This is a genomic window from Streptomyces sp. PR69 (assembly GCF_026420845.1).
Classification (GTDB): domain Bacteria; phylum Actinomycetota; class Actinomycetes; order Streptomycetales; family Streptomycetaceae; genus Streptomyces.
Genome location: NZ_JAOWCB010000005.1, coordinates 151,677 through 167,057, shown reverse-complemented (window position 1 = coordinate 167,057; position 15,381 = coordinate 151,677). Strand labels below are relative to the sequence as shown.

The 15,381-nt window shown below is 73.5% G+C and carries 13 protein-coding genes; 8 read left to right on the top strand and 5 right to left on the bottom strand.

The window, feature by feature from the left end:
• Positions 1–10 precede the first annotated feature (10 nt).
• Positions 11–1,276 carry an ROK family transcriptional regulator gene (locus OF819_RS06870; protein WP_416370483.1) on the top strand — a complete coding sequence of 422 codons (1,266 nt, stop codon included), beginning with the start codon at positions 11–13 and terminating at the stop codon, positions 1,274–1,276.
• A gap of 93 nt (positions 1,277–1,369) precedes the next feature.
• Here OF819_RS06870 and xylA read toward each other — a convergent pair whose 3' ends face one another.
• Positions 1,370–2,542, bottom strand: a complete 1,173-nt coding sequence (gene xylA, locus OF819_RS06865) for a xylose isomerase (protein ID WP_267242459.1) — start codon at positions 2,540–2,542, stop codon at positions 1,370–1,372.
• Positions 2,543–2,724: 182 nt separating this feature from the next.
• Between xylA and xylB the strand changes: the two genes are divergently transcribed.
• The gene (xylB, locus tag OF819_RS06860) at positions 2,725–4,200 is read left to right on the top strand and encodes a xylulokinase (protein WP_267242458.1); all 1,476 of its coding nucleotides are present in this window, start codon (positions 2,725–2,727) and stop codon (positions 4,198–4,200) included.
• A gap of 384 nt (positions 4,201–4,584) precedes the next feature.
• Positions 4,585–5,568, top strand: a complete 984-nt coding sequence (locus OF819_RS06855) for a hypothetical protein (protein WP_267242457.1) — start codon at positions 4,585–4,587, stop codon at positions 5,566–5,568.
• Positions 5,569–5,625: 57 nt separating this feature from the next.
• Here OF819_RS06855 and OF819_RS06850 read toward each other — a convergent pair whose 3' ends face one another.
• The 4 genes from OF819_RS06850 to OF819_RS06835 form a co-directional block, all read right to left on the bottom strand.
• Complete coding sequence (locus OF819_RS06850; RefSeq protein WP_267242456.1) at positions 5,626–6,963, bottom strand: YeiH family protein; 1,338 nt, start codon at positions 6,961–6,963, stop codon at positions 5,626–5,628.
• Positions 6,963–7,538, bottom strand: a complete 576-nt coding sequence (locus OF819_RS06845; protein ID WP_416370482.1) for a cysteine dioxygenase — start codon at positions 7,536–7,538, stop codon at positions 6,963–6,965. Before OF819_RS06845 ends, OF819_RS06850 begins: the two co-directional genes overlap by 1 nt.
• 216 nt (positions 7,539–7,754) lie before the next feature.
• Positions 7,755–8,660 (bottom strand): LysR family transcriptional regulator, encoded by a 906-nt coding sequence (locus tag OF819_RS06840; RefSeq protein ID WP_267242454.1) that lies wholly within the window; start codon positions 8,658–8,660, stop codon positions 7,755–7,757.
• A 31-nt stretch (positions 8,661–8,691) separates the two neighbouring features.
• The gene (locus OF819_RS06835; RefSeq protein ID WP_267242453.1) at positions 8,692–9,519 is read right to left on the bottom strand and encodes an SAM-dependent methyltransferase; all 828 of its coding nucleotides are present in this window, start codon (positions 9,517–9,519) and stop codon (positions 8,692–8,694) included.
• Positions 9,520–9,778: 259 nt separating this feature from the next.
• Between OF819_RS06835 and OF819_RS06830 the strand changes: the two genes are divergently transcribed.
• The 5 genes from OF819_RS06830 to OF819_RS06810 all read left to right on the top strand — a co-directional run bounded on the left by OF819_RS06830 (position 9,779) and on the right by OF819_RS06810 (position 15,380).
• Positions 9,779–10,249 (top strand): cation:proton antiporter regulatory subunit, encoded by a 471-nt coding sequence (locus OF819_RS06830; protein ID WP_267242452.1) that lies wholly within the window; start codon positions 9,779–9,781, stop codon positions 10,247–10,249.
• A 2-nt stretch (positions 10,250–10,251) separates the two neighbouring features.
• Positions 10,252–11,454, top strand: coding sequence for a cation:proton antiporter (locus tag OF819_RS06825; protein WP_267242451.1), 1,203 nt, complete (start codon positions 10,252–10,254; stop codon positions 11,452–11,454).
• Positions 11,455–11,871: 417 nt separating this feature from the next.
• Positions 11,872–12,099: a type A2 lantipeptide gene (locus OF819_RS06820; RefSeq protein ID WP_267242450.1), complete on the top strand. Its 228-nt coding sequence runs from the start codon at positions 11,872–11,874 to the stop codon at positions 12,097–12,099.
• A gap of 78 nt (positions 12,100–12,177) precedes the next feature.
• Positions 12,178–13,062, top strand: coding sequence for an HlyD family efflux transporter periplasmic adaptor subunit (locus tag OF819_RS06815; RefSeq protein WP_267242449.1), 885 nt, complete (start codon positions 12,178–12,180; stop codon positions 13,060–13,062).
• Positions 13,059–15,380 carry an NHLP family bacteriocin export ABC transporter peptidase/permease/ATPase subunit gene (locus OF819_RS06810; RefSeq protein WP_416370481.1) on the top strand — a complete coding sequence of 774 codons (2,322 nt, stop codon included), beginning with the start codon at positions 13,059–13,061 and terminating at the stop codon, positions 15,378–15,380. Before OF819_RS06815 ends, OF819_RS06810 begins: the two co-directional genes overlap by 4 nt.
• Position 15,381: the final 1 nt, after the last annotated feature.

Here is a 15,381-nt window from a genome sequence, read left to right as displayed (position 1 = left end):
CGATCGTGCGATGAACGACATGAACGGCAGTGCCAGGGGCGGCCGGACGTCCCTGGGTCCCAAGGCCGACCGCGACACCGTGCGACGCCACAATCTCAGCCTGGTGCTGCGGGCCGTGCGCGACGAGGGGGAGGCGACCCGCGCCGGGGTCGCGGCACGGGTGGGGCTGACCCGTGCCGCCGTCTCCTCGCTGGTGGAGCAGCTGCTGGACGGCGGGTTCCTCACCGAGTCCGGAAAGACCTTCAGCGGGCACGCGGGACGGCCGGGCACCGTCCTGAAAGTGTCCCGCACCGGAGTGGCCGGAGTCGGCGTCGAGATCAACGTCGCCTATGTGTCCGTGTGCGTGGCGGATCTCGCGGGCACCGACCGGGTCCGGCTGGTGGAGCACCTCGACAACCGGGGCGCGCCTCCCGGGCAGGTGCTGGGGCGCGCGGCGGACATCGCCGCGCGTGCGCTCGCCTCGGCGGCGGAGCAGGAGCTGCGGCCGGTGGGGGTGCGGCTGGCCCTCCCCGGCCTGGTGCACGCGGGGACCGTACGCGAGGCCCCCAACCTCGGGTGGCGCGGCGTCGAGGCGGCGGAGCCGTTCGCCCGGGAGCTGTCCGCGGCGCGCCCCGCCGCGCCCCCGCTGCCGGTGTCCGCGGGAAACGAGGCGGACCTCGCCGCGCTGGCGGAGCTGTGGTTCGGCGGCCTCGGATCCGGCGGCCTCGGCGAGGTGCGCGGCTTCCTCTATCTGACCGGCGAGATCGGGGTCGGCGGCGCGCTGGTCCTCGACGGCGAGCTGCTCGGCGGTGCGCACGGGTTCGCCGGGGAGATCGGACATATGACGGTCGATCCGCAGGGGCGGCTGTGCCGGTGCGGGGCACGGGGCTGTCTGGAGCAGTACGCGGGACAGTCGGCGCTGCTGCGGGCCGCCGGACTCGACGGGGAGTCCGGCGCGCCGGGTGTGGCGGAGCTGGAGCGGCGGGCCGCGGCCGACGACGCGGCCGCGGTGGCCGCGCTGGAGCGGGCCGGCGGGGTGCTGGGCCGGGTGCTCGCGGGCGCGGTGAACCTCTTCGACCCGGACGCGGTCGTCCTCGGCGGGATCTACCGCCCGCTGTTCCCCTGGCTGGCCCCGCCCGCGGAGGCGGAGCTGTCCACCCGCGTGGTCTCCGGCCTCTGGCCCCCCGGCAGCGGCCGCCTGCGGCCCGCCTCCCCCACCACGGACGCCTCCCGCGGCGCGGCGGGCCTGGTCCTCCAGTCGGCGCTCGCCGACCCCGCGGCCTACGCGCCGTCCTGATCTTGCGCCCCGCGTGCACGCGGGGCGTACCGACTGGGGCTCCGCCCCCGCACCCCCCTTCGGGGGAGGGGAAAGACCCACCGGCACACCGCCTCAGCCGCGCACCCCCACCAAATGCTCCAGCGCCAGCTGATCCAGCACCTCGTACGCCATCCCCCTCTCCCCCACCCCCTCCGCGTCGAAGTCCTCGTACGCCGTGCGGTCCGCGAGCAGCCCCGCCAGGCCGTCGTCCGCCGTGGGGCGGCGGAGGCCGTCGAGGCGGGCCGCGCGCAGGGCCTCCCGGACCGCCGGGTCCGCGCGGAAGGCGGCCGCGCGGTCCCGGAGGATCAGATAGGTGCGCATGCATCCCGCGGCCGAGGCCCACACCCCCTCCGCGTCCTCCGTCCTCGGCGGCTTGAAGTCGAAGTGCCTCGGCCCCTCGTACCCCGCCCCCTCCAACAGGTCCACCAGCCAGAACGCCCCGCGCAGATCGCCCGCGCCGAAGCGGAGGTCCTGGTCGTATTTGACGCCGCTCTGGCCGTTGAGGTCGATATGGAAGAGTTTGTCCGCCCACAGCGCCTGGGCCACCCCGTGGCTGACGTTGAGTCCGGCCATCTGTTCATGGCCCACCTCGGGGTTGACCCCGTACAGCTCGGGCCTCTCCAGCCGCTCGATGAAGGCCAGCGCATGCCCGACCGTCGGCAGCAGGATGTCCCCGCGCGGCTCGTTGGGCTTCGGCTCCAGGGCGAAGCGCAGTTCGTAGCCCTGCTCCCGCACATACTGGCCGAGCAGGTCGAACGCTTCCTTCAGCCGGTCCAGCGCGGTCCGCACATCCTTCGCCGCCCCCGACTCCGCCCCCTCGCGACCGCCCCACGCGACATAGACCCGGGCGCCCAGCTCGGCGGCGAGGTCGATGTTGCGGAGGGTCTTGCGCAGCGCGAAGCGGCGCACCTCGCGGTCGTTGGCGGTGAAGGCGCCGTCCTTGAACACGGGGTGGGTGAAGAGGTTGGTGGTGGCCATCGGCACGGCCATGCCCGCCGCGTCGAGCGCCCTGCGGAAGCGTGCGACACGCCCCCGCCGCTCGGCGTCGGAGGCGCAGAAGGGGATCAGGTCGTCGTCGTGGAAGGTGACGCCCCACGCCCCGAGGGCGGCGAGCCTGTCGACGGTCTCGACCGGGTCGAGCGGCGGCCGGGTGGCGTCTCCGAAGGGATCCCGGCCCTGCCAGCCGACGGTCCACAGGCCGAAGCTGAACCGGTCCTCGGGGGTGGGGGTGAAGCTTTCCGACATCGGGCAACCGCCTTCGCCAGAGGAGACATGGACGGATATGGGCAATCCTATTTTGTTGTCTATATGAACTAATTATTCCACGGCACCTGAGGCCCAGGGAAGGCTGTCAGACCTTTTCCTCCGGCGTCACCTGGCGTAATTTGTTCCCGCCACAGCCAAATGGCCAGCGAGGAGAGTAGGCAATGCCGACACACCGGGTCGTCATCGGCGTGGACAGCTCCACGCAGTCCGCAAAGGCGGCGTTCACCGACGTCGGCACGGGCGCCGTGCTCGCCGTCGGGCGGGCCCCGCACGAGGTCGGCGGGGCGGGCGGGGCGCGCGAGAGCGACCCGGAGGTGTGGTGGCGGGCGCTGCGGGAGGCGGTGGCCGGCGGGCTCAAGGAGTCCGGTCTCCCCGCCTCCGCGGTCACCGGCATCGCGGTCGCGGGCCAGCAGCACGGACTGGTCGTCCTGGACCGCGCGGGCCGGGCCCTGCGGCCCGCGCTGCTGTGGAACGACACCCGTTCGGCCCCGCAGGCCGCGGCCCTGACCGAGGCCCTCGGCGGCGCGGACGCCTGGGCCGCGCGCACCGGCTCCGTGCCCGTCGCCTCGATGACGGCCGCCAAGTGGCAGTGGCTGCGCGAGCACGAACCGCGTACGGCCCGGGCCGCCGCCGCGGTGCGGCTGCCGCACGACTTCCTCACCGAGCGGCTGGCCGGCACGCCCGCCACGGACCCCGGCGACGCCTCGGGCACCTGCTGGTACTCGACCGCCGACGGCGCGTACGACCCCGAACTGCTCGGCCTCGTCGGGCTCGACCCGGCCCTGCTGCCGCCGGTCGCGGCCACCGGCGGCGTACGGGTCGGCTCGCTGACCGCCGAGGCGGCCGGGGACCTCGGGCTGCCCGCGGGGATCGCGGTCGCCGCGGGGACGGGCGACAACATGGCCGCCGCGGTCGGTCTCGGGCTCGGCGGCGCGGGGCTGCTGGACCACCCCGTGCTCAGCCTGGGCACCTCGGGCACCGTGTTCGCCGCCACCCGCACCCGTCCCACCCGCCCCTCCGTCGCCGGGTTCGCCGCCGCGGACGGCGTCTTTCTGCCGCTGGCCTGCACCCTCAACTGCACCCAGGCGGTCGACAAGGTCGCCGCCGTCCTCGGTCTGCACCGGGACGCCGCACAGGCGGGCGGCGAGGTGGTGCTGCTGCCGTATCTCGACGGCGAGCGGACCCCCGATCTGCCGTCCGCCTCCGGTCTGCTCACGGGGCTCCGGCACGGCACCACCCGGCATCAGATCCTCGGCGCCGCCTACGAGGGCGCGACGGTGACGGTGCTGCGGGCCCTGGACGAGGTGCTGCGGGCGTGCGGACTCGACCCGGCCGATCCCGATGTCGCCTCCCGCCCGCTGCGGCTGGTCGGCGGCGGGGCGCGCGGACGCCACTGGGTGGAGACGGTGCGGCGGCTCTCCGGCCGCCCTCTGCTGATCCCGCAGAACGGCGAGCTGGTCGCCCTCGGCGCGGCGGCCCTCGCGGCGGCGGCCGCCTCGGGCGAGGACCCGGTGGCGCTGGCGGCCGGCTGGCAGAGCGGGCACACCGCCGAGCTGCCGCCGGTGGAACGCGACATCGAGACCTGGAACCGGGTGACGGACGTCCTCACACGCGCGACGCCGACGCTGCTCACCTGACCAGGCCGGGGACGGCCGCGCAACGCGTCCGCCAGGCCGCGACACAGCGGTCGGGCCGAGTCACGGCCGCCAGGCCAGGACACGGCCACCGGACCGGGACACGGCGGTCGAGGCGGGTCAGGGTCACTGGCCGCGCGGGGGCTGGACAGCCGCGGAGCGCAGCCGCCGGTACGCGACACAGCGAGCGGATCGGGACACGGCCGCCGGGCCGGACACGACGGCCGGACCGGGGCAGGGGCACTGGCCGCCGGGGCGGACAGCCGCGGCACACGGGCCGCCGGGACGCGTCTGTCACGGCGGTCGGGGCGGGCACGACGAGCAGTCCACGGGGAGCCGAGCCGAGGGGCGTACGGTGCATCACCCATCCGTGTCCCAGGAGGCCCCATGTTCACACGAGCACGGCGACACACCACGTCCGCCACAGCCGCCGGACTCGCTCTGCTGACCGCCGCCGCGCTGCTCACCGGCCTGGCGCCCGGCGCGGCGACGGCCGCCGGCCCCGCAGCCGACGCCACGGACTCCGCAGCCGCCGCCCATGGCCGGGCGGAGGCGGCGTCCGCGGAGCACCGCAGAAACTCGTACGCCATCGTCGCCACCGCCGATGACTTAGTCGTACCGGCCATGGCGCGCCCCGGCCCCGCGACCTTCGCGGTCTCCACGACCGACGCGACGGCCGGACAGGTCGGCCTCGTCCGGCTGCGCAGGCCCGACGCGCTTGAGGACTTCCGCACCGGGCTGCGGAAGTCGTTCTCCGACGACCGGGCGGAGAGCGTACGGGGCGCGGCGCTCCTGAGCGCCTCGGCCGAGCTGCTGGGCGGCGGGCTCACCAAACCGGGGCACCCGGTGACCTTCACCCAGCTGCTGCGGCCGGGCAGCTATCTGGTGATCGAATACAAGGACTTCCAGAACACCGAGCTGCCCGTCGGCGAGGAGCGCATCCGCACGCTCACGGTCTCCGGCAGCCCCGCCGGACGGCCGCCCGGGCCGCGCGCCGTCGTCGCCTCATACGACAGGCCGGGCGCCGGGGCGCGCTATCTGACGCCGCGCACCCTGCGCGCCGGGGAGCCGCTGCTGTTCTTCAACGCGCTGGACCAGGTCAACGAGGCCGCCTTCTACAAGCTGTATCCGGGCAAGACGGAGGAGGACGTGCACCGGTTCTTCGTCGGGGTCGACAACCACGACTGGTCCGTGCCGCCGCCCTTCCCGCTCGGCAGCGTCGGCACGCCCCCGGTCTCCCCCGGCCGGTCGGTCATCGTCCAGGTGCCGTTCACACCGGGCGAGTACGCGCTGGTCACCTGGGTGGCCGATGTGCGCGACGGCCACAAGCTGGCGGCGAAGGGCACGCATACGGTCGTCACGGTCGAGTGACGGGCAGTCGAGAAGTCGGTCAGCCGATCAGTTGAGCAGACGGGCGGCGGGCGGGGCTCACCGCGAGAGGAGGGCCACCCCGGCGTACGAGACGCATGCGACGAGCGCCCAGGCCGCCAGCCCCAGCGCCGCCGCCCGGCGGCCGGTCCGGGCCAGCGAGGGCAGGTCGACCGCGCTGCCGAGCCCGAACAGCGCCGCTGCGAGCAGCAGTTCCCGTGCGCGGCCCGCCGCGTCCAGCGCCGCGGGGGGAAGCAGTCCGGTGCTGCTCAGCGCCGCCATGGCGAGGAAGCCGACGACGAACAGCGGCACGACCGGCGGCCGTGCGCCGCCCGCGGAGCCCTCTGCCGCGCGGCCTGCCTCCCGGCCGGACCCATCGGACCTGTCGTCCGCCCCGGGGGCGGCACGGCCGACCCCGCGCGCCGAGCGCCACCCACCGCTCCCGCAGGCCGAGCGCCACCCGCCGGACCTGTCGTCCGCCCCGGGGGCCGTACGGCCGATCCCGCGCGCCGAGCGCCACCCACCGCTCCCGCAGGCCGGGAGCCATCCGCCGGTCCCGCGGGCCCGGTGCGCGGTCCATGGCCACGGAGGCCGGGCATGTGCGGGCCGGGCCCGGCCGTCCGCCGCCGCCGTACGGGCGTGCCGCACCCGGCCCCGTACGGACAGGGCGACGGCGGCGGCCAGCGGCGCGAGCAGCGCCACCCGCATCAGCTTGACGAGCACCGCCTCGTCGAGCGCGCCGGGGCCCGCGGCCTGCGCGGCCGCGACGACCTGTCCTACGTCATGGACGCTCGCCCCGGCCCACCGGCCGAACTCCGCGTCGCTCAGCTGCAACGGCTGCTGCAGCAGCGGCAGTACGACGATGGCCAGCGTCCCGCACAGCGTCACGAGGGCGACCGAGGCGGCCGCGTCCCGCTCGTCGCTCCGCCGTGCCTCGCTGACCGCGCCGATCGCGGACGCGCCGCAGATCGCATATCCGGCGGCGATCAGCAGCGGCTGGTCGCCCGGCAGGCCGAGCCGCCGGCCGAGCCGCCAGGTGCCGAAGAAGGTGGCGGCGACGACGCCGAGCACCACGGCGAGAGTCGCCCAGCCGGCCCCGAGCACGGCGTCAAGGCCGAGCCGCAGCCCGAGCAGCACGATGCCGATGCGCATCAGACGCCTTCCCGCGTACGACAGTCCGGGACGGGCCGTGGCGCGCACCGCCGTGCGGACGCCGGGCAGCTGGGCGGCCACGATGCCGAGCGCCACCGACGCGGTGAGCAGGGGCACGTCCGGCAGCAGCAGATGCACGCACCAGGCGAGGAGAACGCCGAACGCGGCGAGGGCGAGTCCGGGGGCGAGACGGGGGCGCGGCGGACGCGTGGTCAGGGTGGCCGTGCGCTGGCGCGGGAGCGCCATCAGCGGTCGGCGGGGAGCCGGTAGACGCGGCGGACGCTGGTGCCGAGACGGGAGATGTCCGCGCCGTACACATGGAGGGATATCGCCTTGCCCGGGCCGGGGTTCCAGACGCGGTGGATGTCTCCGGGCGGGGCGAAGGCGGCGACTGTGCCGGCTTCCCCGACGGCGTCGGACATCTCGGCGAGCCGTGCCTGCCCTCCGCCGTCCGCGGCGGCCGGGACGAGCCGGTAGCGGCGTTCGTGTTCGACGCCTTCGTACACCCCGGTGGTGCACCACGCCACATGGTCGTGGACGGGGGTGCGCTGGCCGGGCAGCCAGACGAGCGCGACGATCGAGAAGCCGCCGTCGGGCTCGGCGTGCAGCAGATGCTGACGGTAGCGGCGGGGGTCGCCGGCGCGCTGTCCCGGCGTGAGCAGATCCGCGGCGGCCAGATGAGGGGCGAGGCGCTCCGCGACCAGTCGGGCGGTCAGGTCCGGCGGCATCCCCCGCCCGACGGCCTCGCGGATCTCGGCGACGAGGGAAGTGAGGCGTTCGGTGGCGGCGGAGTGGGGGGTGGGGGCCATGGGTGCCGTCATAGGGGCAGCGTCGAGCCGTCCGGCCCCTGCGTCCAACGAGGGTTTGTTGGCCGCTCCCCAACAGAGGCTTATGGGCCGGCGGGCAGCGCTCGGCGGTCCGGAGTCTGCGGTCGGGTGTCTGCGGTCCGCGGTCGGGGGTCCGGGGTCCGCGGTCGGGGGTCCGGGGTCCGCGGTCGGGGGTCCGGGGTCCGCGGTCGGGGGTCCGGGGTCCGCGGGTCAGCAGCCGACCTTGTTGGCGGAGACGGCCCTCAGCTCGCCGAGCACCAGCGCCGTCGCGGGGACGCGCAGATGCTCCCGCAGGACGTAAGCGGAGATCTGCCGCCTGGACTGGGGCTGCAGCGCCCGGCCCGTGACCTTCCGGTGGCACAGGAAACCGAGGATCAGCGCGGGCGTCATCGCCACCCCGAGGCCCTCCGCGACCATGGACTGCACGACAAGGTTGTCGTCGGTGCTGAAGGCGACGTCCGGGACGAAGCCCTGCTCGGCGCACTCGTGCAGCAGATTGGCGCGACAGCGTAAGCAGCCCGCGATCCAGCGCTCCCCCGCCAGGTCCGCCAGTTTGACCGCGCGCCGCCGGGCCAGCGGATGCCCGGCAGGCAGCAACACGGTGAGCTGGTCCTCCAGGAGCGGTATCTCGACCAGGGCGTCCGGCACCTGCTCATGGAGTCCCGGATAGGTGAAGGCCAGCGTGACGTCGCACTCGCCGCGCACCACCCGGTGCAGCGACTCGGGGGGCTCGCTCTCCAGCAGTTCCACCCGTATCCCCGGATGGCCGGCGGCCAGCCGGGCGAGCGCCTCCGGGATGAGCGAGGCGTTGGCGCTGGGAAAGCCGCAGAGCCGCACCCGGCCCGCGCGCAGCCGGGTCAGCGCGCCCATCTGCTGCTCGGCCGCCGACAGGTCGGAGAGGATGACGGCCGCGTGCCGCGCCAGCGCCTCCCCCGCCTCGGTGAGCCGCAGCCCGCGTCCGACCCGGACGAACAGCGGCGTGCCGACGTCCCGCTCCAGCGCCTTCATCTGCTGGGTGATCGCCGGCTGCGTATAGCCGAGCACCCGGGCGGCGGCGGAGTACGAACCGGACAGGACGACCTGATGGAACGTCTTGATGTGCCGAGAATCGAACACCCGCGCATCATAAGCGGATTTTGGGGTGCGGTCAGAGCCCCTGCGACGGCCCCTTGCGCCCGACGCCGCCGTAGAGCGACACCGCCTCGTCCCCGTCCCCGCGCTCTCCGGCGTCCGGCTCGGGCCGCCACTCGGTGAGCTGTACGAGCCCCGGCTCGACCAGTTCCAGACCGTCGAACAGCCGGGCGATCTCCGCGTAAGGACGCGGGGCGAGGGTCACGCCGCCCGCCGCGTACATGTCGACCCCGCGCTGCACGGAGAGCGGATCGAAGTCGGCGGTGAGCTGGGAGACGACGAGATGGCTGCCGGAGGGCAGCGCGTCGACGAGGCGGCGCACCAGGTCGTGCGGGTCGTCCTCGTCGCCGACGAAGTGGAGCAGCGCCACCAGCGACAGGGCGATCGGCCGGGTGAAGTCGAGCACCTTGGCAGCCTGTTCGAGGATGCGGTCCGGATCGCGCACATCCGCCTGGATGTAGTCGGTCACGCCCTCGGGTGTGCTGCGCAGCAGCGCCGCCGCATGGGTGAGCACGATCGGGTCGTTGTCGGCGTAGACGATCCGCGACTCGGGCGCGATGCCCTGGACTATCTGGTGCAGATTCGGCTCGGTGGGGATGCCGGTGCCGATGTCGAGGAACTGGCGCACCCCGGCCTCGGCGGCCAGCCAGCGGACGACCCGGTGCATAAACCGCCGATTGGTCTGTGCGACATGCTTGGCGCGGTTGTCGATGCTCATGATCTGCCGGCCGAGCTCCTCGTCGACCGGATAGTTGTCCTTGCCGCCGAGGAACCAGTCGTAGACCCGGGCCGGATGCGGCCTGCTGGTGTCGATTCGGCCGAAGGGCGGCTCGGACCCCGTCATAGCTGTCTCCTGGCTGCTCGCGGCTCACTGGCGATGGGCGGATGGGCGGATGGGCGGATGGGCGGATGGGCGGATGGGCGGATGGGCGGATGGGCGGATGACGTGATCATTGCAGGAGCTCCCTGCCCCGACAAGGGCCGGGCAGACCCGGCGGGTCCGCTCCGCAGGCCGGCGGCCCGGCGGCTCCGTAGACTTGATCGCACTCTCCAGGGTCCGGCCTTCCCCCATGGCGACCGGCCCCGCGCCTTGGGAGGCGATCATGACCACACGTCGTGTCTCACTGCCCGGAGTCGGCGTTCAGTACGACTTCACCACGGAGCACGGACGGCGTCTCTCGGTCGTCGTCCACAGCGACGGCCGTCGCTTCCTCGGCTTCTACGACGCCGACGACCCCGACTCCTGCGTGCTGTCGGTGCCCCTCTCCATGGAGGAGGCCGCCGCGATGTCCCACCTTCTCGATCCCGGTCCCATCGAGGCCGTACGCACTGACGGCATCGACCTGGTCACCGAACACATCCCCGTCGGCTCCCGGTCCCCTTACGCCGGACGGCTGCTCGGCGACACCCGGGCGCGCACGCGCACCGGGGCGTCCATCGTCGCCGTGCTGCGCCGCACCGGCGCCTTCCCCTCCCCCGGGCCGACATTCCGGTTCGCCGCGGGCGACACCCTGGTCGCGGTCGGCACCAGGGAGGGCGTGGACGCTCTCGCGGAGATCATCACCGGAGGCTGACCTTGCATGACACGGCCGTCCTGCTGATCGAGCTGGGGATCATCGTCCTCGGTCTCGGACTGGTGGGCCGGTTCGCCGGACGGTTCGGGCTGTCGCCCATCCCGCTCTATCTGCTCGTCGGGCTCGCCTTCGGCCGCGGCGGGCTGATGCCGCTGGGCGAGAGTGAGGACTTCATCGCCGTGGGCGCGGAGATCGGCATCATTCTGCTGCTGCTCATGCTCGGCCTGGAGTACAGCGCCACCGAACTGGTCGGCAGTCTGCGCACGCAGTACCCGTCGGGGGCCGTGGACTTCGCCCTCAACGCCCTGCCGGGCGCGATCGCGGCGCTCCTGATGGGCTGGGGGCCGCTGGCCGCGTTCGCTCTGGGCGGCGTCACCTGGATCTCCTCCTCCGGCGTGGTCGCCAAGGTGCTGACCGACCTGGGGCGGCTCGGCAACCGGGAGACGCCCGCCGTCCTGGGCATCCTGGTGATCGAGGACCTCTCGATGGCCGTCTATCTGCCGCTGCTCACCACCCTGTTGGCCGGCATCGGACTCGCGGGCGGCACGGTCGCCCTGGTCGTCTCGCTGGGCACGGTCGGGGTCGTGGTCTATCTGGCCCTCCGCCACGGCAGGGTGATCAGCCGTGCGGTCTCCTCCGACGACCCGGAGATGCTCCTGCTGGTCGTGCTCGGTCTGACGCTCCTGGTGGCGGGGCTGGCACAGCGGCTGCAGGTGTCGGCCGCCGTGGGCGCGTTCCTGGTGGGCATCGCGCTCTCCGGCGAGGTGGCGGAGGGAGCCCGCAAGCTGCTCAGCCCGCTGCGGGATCTGTTCGCGGCGGTGTTCTTCGTCTTCTTCGGGCTGTCGACCGACCCCGGCGCGATTCCGCCGGTGCTGGTCCCCGCGCTGCTGCTGGCGCTGGTCACCGCCTTCACCAAGATCCTCACCGGCTGGTACGCGGCCGGCCGCGCCCTCGTCGGTGCGCGCGGCCGGCTGCGGGCGGGCGGGGCGCTGGTGGCACGCGGCGAGTTCTCGATCGTCATCGCGGGTCTGACGGTCGGGGCGGAGCCGCGGATTCGGCCGATGGCCGCGGCGTATGTGCTGATTCTGGTCCTCCTCGGGCCGGTTGCCGCGCGGTGGACGGAGCCCGCGGTGACCCGGCTGCTGAGCCGCGTCTTGCGGCGCACGGGTCCCTCGTGGCCCCACGCGCCGCCGCCGGCGGGGTAGCCGGAACCACATCTTCCGTAAACCTGCACACCGAACACCCAACCGCCGCACACGAACACCCCTCCATCCCCCGGCCCTGCCGTATCGCTGGCCCTTCGTTCGGGAGTGTCCGATTCGCCTCCGCGCCCGGTCTCCGACCGTTCGGAATCCATGCGGTGAAGCATGTGAAGGAGTCGAAACCGGCTCGTGGACACACCTGCACGCAGGCGTAATTGAGCGCCGCACGCAGCACACGGAGACCGCCGTCGGATTGGCTGTCCGGCGCGTCGGCGTGCTTTGATCCTGCGCACCGCGGGAGTTGCGTGAAAAGGGCCCTCATATCGGCTTCGCACGACCGCAGTTGCGGCCGCTCGGCATCCGGCGGACTCCGGCTGGCCGCCGCCATTGAGAAACATCCACACGAAGGGAAGCTCGATCATGGACTTCACCCCCCGGATTGAGACCGCGGAGATCTCCGACAGCGACCTCGACAGCGTCTCCGGCGGTCTGCAGTGCAACCTCGCCGACGCCGTGGTGGCCAACGTGACCGGCGCCGTTGACGGCATCGCCCCGGTCACCGGCGTCTCCGGCTCCGCGGCCGGCTGCGTCGAGTCGGCTGCCGGCCTCAACACCGCCGCGGTCACCGGCTTCGTCGCCGGCCTGTAAGAATCACCGCTCGCAGGCCCCGGAATCCCTGATGTTCCGGGGCCTGCCGCGCTGCTCGCGCATCAGTGGGAAGAGTTTATGCAATTCCGTCAGAAAGCCCTTGCCAAGCTGCAGTCGCCGGAGGACACGGAGCTGCCGGTGCGGTTTGCACGCCCACAGGGATGGCTTGTGCTGACGGTCACGGTCGCGGCCATGACCGCGGCCCTTTTGTGGGCGATGTACGGCTCTGTTTCCTCAACGGTCAAAGTGCCGGGAATTCTCACCTACGGGCAGGGCAGTTATGTGCTGCAGAGTCCGGTAGCGGGGCAGATCACCGAAGTCCTCGCCGAAGAGGGCGAGCGGCTGCCCGCGGGCGCGCCGCTGCTCACCGTGCGCACGGACGGGAGCCGTGCACCGGCGTCCGACAACGACGACGGCGAGGGCGACGGCACCGGCACCGGCACCGGCACTGGCGCCGGTCACGCCGACCGCACCGTCCGCACCATCGCCGCCGGCCGGCTGACCTCGCTGGTCGCCACCATCGGCGCGGTGGTGACCACCGGTGCGAACGTGGCGGTCGTGGAGGTCGTCGACGACGCCGACGCGCCTCTGCGGGCCATGCTGTATCTCCCGGGCGGGAGCGGCCCGCCGGTGTCTGTCGGGGCACGCGTCGATCTGACCGTCCAGTCCGTCCCGGCACAGCGGTACGGCGTGCTGCGCGGCCGTGTCGCCTCCATCGGCCGGACCGCCCAGACGCAGCGGCAGATCACGGCGTTCCTCGGCGACAGCCAGCTCGGGGAGGAGTTCTCGCGGCAGGGCCGGCCCGTCCCGGTGCTGGTGGAGCTGGAGCGGTCGGACGCGGGCGCGTCCGGCTACGTCTGGTCGTCGGACGGGGCTCCTCCGTACGCGCTCGCCTCCATGACGCCCGCCGTCGGCTCCGTACACCTGGCCGAACAGCGTCCCGTCGACTGGCTGCTGCCATGACCGCGACCGAACAGCCCACGGAGGGCCGCGGCGCGCCGGCGTCCCGCCGCTCCCCCGGCGGACGGCGAGCGGCGCCCTCCGGGCGGTCCCCGTCGCGCAGGTCCCCGTCGCGCCGCTCCCCGTCCCGCCGGGCGCGGAAGACGGCGTCGCCGGTGCGGCACAAGACCGTCCGCACCCCCACCGTTCTGCAGATGGAGGCCGTCGAGTGCGGCGCGGCGGCGCTCGCGATGGTGCTGGCCCACTACGGACGCCATGTCCCGCTGGAAGAGCTGCGCATCGCCTGCGGCGTCTCCCGCGACGGCTCGCGGGCGAGCAACATCCTCAAGGCGGCCCGCAGTTACGGCCTGACCGCCAAGGGCATGCAGATGGAACCGGCGGCGCTCGCCGGGGTGCGGGCCCCCGCGATCCTGTTCTGGGAGTTCAACCACTACGTCGTCTACGACGGGGCCGGCCGCCGTCTCGGCCGCCGCGGCGTCTATGTCAACGACCCGGACAAGGGCCGCCGCTTCCTCTCCGAGGAGGAGTTCGACACCAGCTTCACAGGCGTTGTGCTGGTCCTGGAACCCGGCGACGGCTTCCGCCGCGGCGGCCGCAGGCCGGGGGTGCTGCGCACCGTGCCGGCGCGGCTGCGCGGCACGGCGGGCACGCTGTTCGCCGCGCTGCTCGCCAGCCTGCTTCTCGTCGGGGTCGGCGCGGCGCTGCCCGCGCTGAGCCGTGCCTATGTCGATATGTTCCTGGTAGGGCAGCAGACCTCGCTGCTCGGGGTCCTGTTCACGTCGATGGCCGCGCTGACCGCGCTGACCGCGGTGCTGACCGGGGTGCAGCAGGCGAATCTGCTGCGCGGCCGGATCATCTCCTCCACGCTCAGCAGCGCCCGTTTCCTCCGCCATCTGCTGCGGCTGCCGGTGACGTTCTTCGCCCAGCGCAGCCCGGCCGATCTGGTGCAGCGGCTGCAGTCCAACGACGCGGTCGCCGAGACCCTGGCCCGGGATCTGACGGCGTTCGGCGTGGACGGCATCGTCGTCGTCCTCTACGCGGCGCTGCTGTGGGCGTACGACCCCCAGCTCACCGTCGTCGGCGTGCTGATCGCCCTGCTCAACGTGGTCGCGATGCGGATCGTCGTACGGCTGCGGGCCACCCGCGCCCAGAAGCTGCGCGCCGATGCGGCCCGGCTGACCACCACCTCGTACACCGGCATCCAGCTGATCGAGTCGATGAAGGCGACGGGCGGCGAGAGCGGCTACTTCCGCCGCTGGGCGGGACAGCATGCGACGACGCTGGAGGAGCAGCAGCGGCTCGGCGTGCCCAGTGCGGCGCTCGCGGTGGTCGCGCCAACGCTGGCCACGCTCAACAGCGCGCTGATCCTGTGGATCGGCGGGCTGCGGGCGGTGGAGGGTCATATCTCGATCGGTCTGCTGGTGGCCTTCCAGGCGCTGGTCACCCGCTTCACCGCGCCGATCACCCGGCTGAACGGCATGGCGAGCCGCATCCAGGACTTCGCGGCCGATGTGGCCCGGCTCAAGGACGTCGAGGGCTTCCCCGCCGATCCGCTCTACACCCGCCGCGGCCCCTCCCCCGCGCTGCCGGACACCCGGCGGCTGCACGGCCATGTGACCCTGGAGAACGTCACCTTCGGCTACAGCCCGCTCGACAAGCCGCTGCTGACGGGCTTCTCCCTCGCGGTCGGACCCGGCCGGCAGGTGGCGCTCGTCGGCGGCTCCGGCAGCGGCAAGTCGACGGTGTCCCGGTTGATCGCCGGTCTGTACGCGCCCTGGGAGGGGACGATCCGGATCGACGGACAGCGCCTCGACGAGATCCCGCGCGGCAAGCTCGCCGCCTCCGTCTCCTTCGTCGACCAGGACGTGTTCCTCTTCGAGGGGTCGGTGCGGGACAACGTCGCGCTGTGGGATCCGTCGGTCCCGGACGAGGATGTGATCGAGGCGCTGCGCGACGCCGCCGTGTACGAGGTGATCGCCCGGCGGCCCGGCGGCGTCCACGGCCGGGTCGAGCAGGACGGGCGCAACTTCTCCGGCGGACAGCGGCAGCGTCTGGAGATCGCCCGTGCGCTGGTCCGCCGCCCCAGCGTCCTGGTGCTCGACGAGGTGACCAGCGCGCTGGACGCGGAGACCGAACGGGTCATCATCGACAATCTGCGGCGGCGGGGCTGTGCCTGTGTGGTGATCGCCCACCGGCTGAGCACGGTCCGCGACAGCGACGAGATCGTGGTGCTGGACCAGGGCACGGCAGTGGAGCGCGGCCGGCACGAGGAACTCCTCGCGGCCCGGGGCGCGTACGCCGCGCTGATCAGGGAGCGCTGAA

Excerpts from the sequence above, each read along its gene's own strand:
- OF819_RS06850 (WP_267242456.1), bottom strand. The coding sequence starts at position 6,963 with ATGGCGCTCCCGCGCCAGCGCACGGCCACCCTGACCACGCGTCCGCCG.
- OF819_RS06820 (WP_267242450.1), top strand. The coding sequence starts at position 11,872 with ATGGACTTCACCCCCCGGATTGAGACCGCGGAGATCTCCGACAGCGAC.
- OF819_RS06810 (WP_416370481.1), top strand. The coding sequence starts at position 13,059 with ATGACCGCGACCGAACAGCCCACGGAGGGCCGCGGCGCGCCGGCGTCC.
- OF819_RS06815 (WP_267242449.1), top strand. The coding sequence starts at position 12,178 with ATGCAATTCCGTCAGAAAGCCCTTGCCAAGCTGCAGTCGCCGGAGGAC.
- OF819_RS06845 (WP_416370482.1), bottom strand. The coding sequence starts at position 7,538 with ATGACGGCACCCATGGCCCCCACCCCCCACTCCGCCGCCACCGAACGC.
- OF819_RS06835 (WP_267242453.1), bottom strand. The coding sequence starts at position 9,519 with ATGACGGGGTCCGAGCCGCCCTTCGGCCGAATCGACACCAGCAGGCCG.
- OF819_RS06870 (WP_416370483.1), top strand. The coding sequence starts at position 11 with ATGAACGACATGAACGGCAGTGCCAGGGGCGGCCGGACGTCCCTGGGT.
- OF819_RS06830 (WP_267242452.1), top strand. The coding sequence starts at position 9,779 with ATGACCACACGTCGTGTCTCACTGCCCGGAGTCGGCGTTCAGTACGAC.
- OF819_RS06855 (WP_267242457.1), top strand. The coding sequence starts at position 4,585 with ATGTTCACACGAGCACGGCGACACACCACGTCCGCCACAGCCGCCGGA.
- xylA (WP_267242459.1), bottom strand. The coding sequence starts at position 2,542 with ATGTCGGAAAGCTTCACCCCCACCCCCGAGGACCGGTTCAGCTTCGGC.
- xylB (WP_267242458.1), top strand. The coding sequence starts at position 2,725 with ATGCCGACACACCGGGTCGTCATCGGCGTGGACAGCTCCACGCAGTCC.